The following is a 516-nucleotide window of genomic DNA, read 5'->3' on the forward strand; positions in this document are numbered from 1 at the left end:
TAATCATGGAAGACTGCTTCCCATTCTGGTTCAATTAAGATTTTATTCTTCATCTGAATTATCAATATTAAACATTTTAACAAGATCTTCTTCTGTTTTACATAAATAGATTTTCTCAACAAATTCTTTTTGTTTTTCTGTTGTTGCTGTTTTTAAAATAGTTTCTTTTGGGAATGTTGCGATAGTATCAAGAATAAAATCTATAGTCTCTCCTTTTGTTGCAATGTCAGCCTCACCAACAACTGGAACACTTTCAGCAAAAGCAGTTAGACATTTTTCCCAGCCTTCAAGCTCTTTGAGTTTATCGTCTGTATTATTGAAATATATATACAAATCATCTTCGCTATATGATTCTGTGGTGATTGAAACGTTATACGCTTTCTCAATTTCTTCCAACTGTTTTCGATCAAAAACAATAGGGCTTTTAGGTTCTAAGTGGAAAAATTGACTACCTGTTTTTGCATTATCAAAACCTGATTCAACAGTGGGATATCCTTTTTCACGCAAAAGCTCTAC

At 32.2% G+C, this 516-nt stretch carries 1 protein-coding gene; it reads right to left on the reverse strand.

Features of this window, described 5'->3' with window-relative positions:
* Positions 1 to 42 precede the first annotated feature (42 nt).
* Positions 43 to 516, reverse strand: a 474-nt coding sequence (locus AC3DEV_RS16745) for a hypothetical protein (protein ID WP_488372824.1), incomplete at its 5' end; no start/stop codon positions are given.

The organism is Dietzia sp. IBK-p2-15D, from assembly GCF_057773105.1.